1 protein-coding gene is annotated in these 2,093 nt (G+C 70.3%); it reads right to left on the bottom strand.

Annotated features, from left to right (window positions below):
• A partial coding sequence (locus ABIC25_RS24905; protein WP_354563588.1) for a condensation domain-containing protein occupies positions 1 to 2,025 on the bottom strand: 2,025 nt, incomplete at its 3' end.
• Positions 2,026 to 2,093 lie beyond the last annotated feature (68 nt).

Raw genomic sequence — 2,093 nt, 5'->3', positions numbered from 1 at the left:
ACCCACCGACAACCCCACCCGCTCAGCAACCACCGACCCCACCGAACGACCCGACCACCCCAACCCCACACCCACACCACGCGACCAACCCTCGATGGCGGCGCGCTCCCCCTCGTCCACGAGATCGATGTCGCCGACGATCACCTCGGGATCGGCGAGGCCCGCGTCGAGAACATCGACGATGCGGGCAGCGACGCGGTGCGCCGTGCGCGCGTCGAAGAGGTCGGTCGCGTAGACGATCCGGCCGGCCAGCGAGGCGAGGGCACCATCGGGGTCCCGGTCGGCGGTCATCCCGATCATCAGGTCGAACCGGGCGGCCGGCGGACCGGCATCGACGGGCGTGAGCGTCAGGCCCGGTGCCGTCAGTTCCCCCACCGACGTCTGCTCCAGGGTCAGCAGCACCTGGGCCAGCGGGGCGAAGGCCTCGCTGCGAGTGGGTGCCAGCGCCTCGACCAGGTACTCGAAGGGCACGTCCGCCGCCGCGAACGCGTCGAGATCGGTGTCCCGCACCAGCCGAACCATCTCACCGAATGTCGCCGCGGAATCGACGGAGGTGCGCAGCACCAGGGTGTTGACGAACATCCCGATCAGGGCGTCGAGCTCGGCCCGCCCACGGCCGGCGACCGGCGAAGCCACCGCGATGTCCGAGGTACCCGACAGACGGGCGAGCACGACGGCGACCGACGCATGCAGCACCATGAAGACCGTCACACCGTGGGTCCGGGCGAATTGCTCGATCCGAGGCGCCAGGTCATCCGGGAGATCGAACTCCACCACCGCACCGCGGTGAGACGCCACCGGCGGCCGGGGCCGGTCGGCGGGCAGTTCGAGGACCTCGGGTAGGTCGGCAAGCCGACTCCGCCACCAGCGGGCCTGTCGACCGAGCTCGGAGGCCGGGTCGTCCACCGAGCCCAGTGCCCGCTGCTGCCACAGGGCCACGTCCGCGTACTGCACCGCCAGCGGAGCGCGGACCGGCGCGACACCGGCGACTCGAGAGCGGTAGGCCTGCAGGAGATCGTCGACGAGCGGCACCATGGACTCGCCGTCGGCTGCGATGTGATGCACGACGACGACCAGCACCTGGTCGTCGGGACGGTCCCGAGTCGGGACGGAATCGGCGATCCCCGCCCGGATCGGCAGGTCGCGGGTGACGTCGAACGGTTCCGCGGACAACGTGTCCACGCCGGTGTTCCGCCACCACTGATCGACGGTGATCTCCGATGCCGGGGCGACGTCCTGCCACGGCCGGCCGTCGGCGCCTTGCGGGTATCGCGTCCGCAGGACCTCGTGCCGCTCCATCACATCGGCCAGCGCCGCGCGGAGAGCGACCACGTCGAGACGCCCCTGCACGCGCAGCGCGATCGGGATGTTGTAGGCGGATGACGTCGGGTCGAACTGGTTGATGAACCACATGCGCTGCTGTGCGGTCGACAGCGGCGGACGTGCGGGACGCGGGACGGACCCCAATTCCGTTGTGTCCGTGACCGGGACGATGCCGGCCCGGCGACCCCCGCGATCGACGAACATGGCATCGACATACGCGGCCATCGTCCGCACCGTCGGCGCGTCGAACAGTTCGCGCACGCCGAACCGGACACCGAAGACGTGTGCGATGCGCGCGGCAACCCGAGTTGCCGACAGCGAGTGCCCGCCGATCTCGAAGAAGCTGTCCACCACCGAGATGGCCGGGGCGTCCCGCTCGCGCCCGAGCACCTCGGCGACGATGGCCAGGATGGCTCGTTCCGTGTCGGTGTCGGGTTCGACCCGTGCAGCGGAGACGAAGTCCGGTGCGGGCAGCGCCTTACGGTCGACCTTGCCCGCCGTGTTCAGCGGCAGCGCATCCAGCACCACGACCGTGTCGGGCACCATGTACGACGCGAGCCGGCGGGCAGCGTGCTCTCGTATCCGCGGTACCGCAGACCCCTCCGGGCCGGCGACATAGGCGACCAGTCGGTCGTCGCGCACCACCACCGCCACGGCGACCACGTCGTCGGCGCCGGCGAGGACGGTTTCGATCTCCCCCAACTCAACCCGCTGCCCCCGCAACTTCACCTGAAAATCAACACGCCCCACATACTCCAACTCACCCACAC

The organism is Gordonia sp. PvP123 (genome assembly GCF_040547295.1).
Taxonomy (GTDB): Bacteria; Actinomycetota; Actinomycetes; order Mycobacteriales; family Mycobacteriaceae; genus Gordonia; species Gordonia terrae.
Note: the sequence above shows the minus strand (reverse complement) of the source record. Positions and strands in the feature narration are given on the sequence as shown.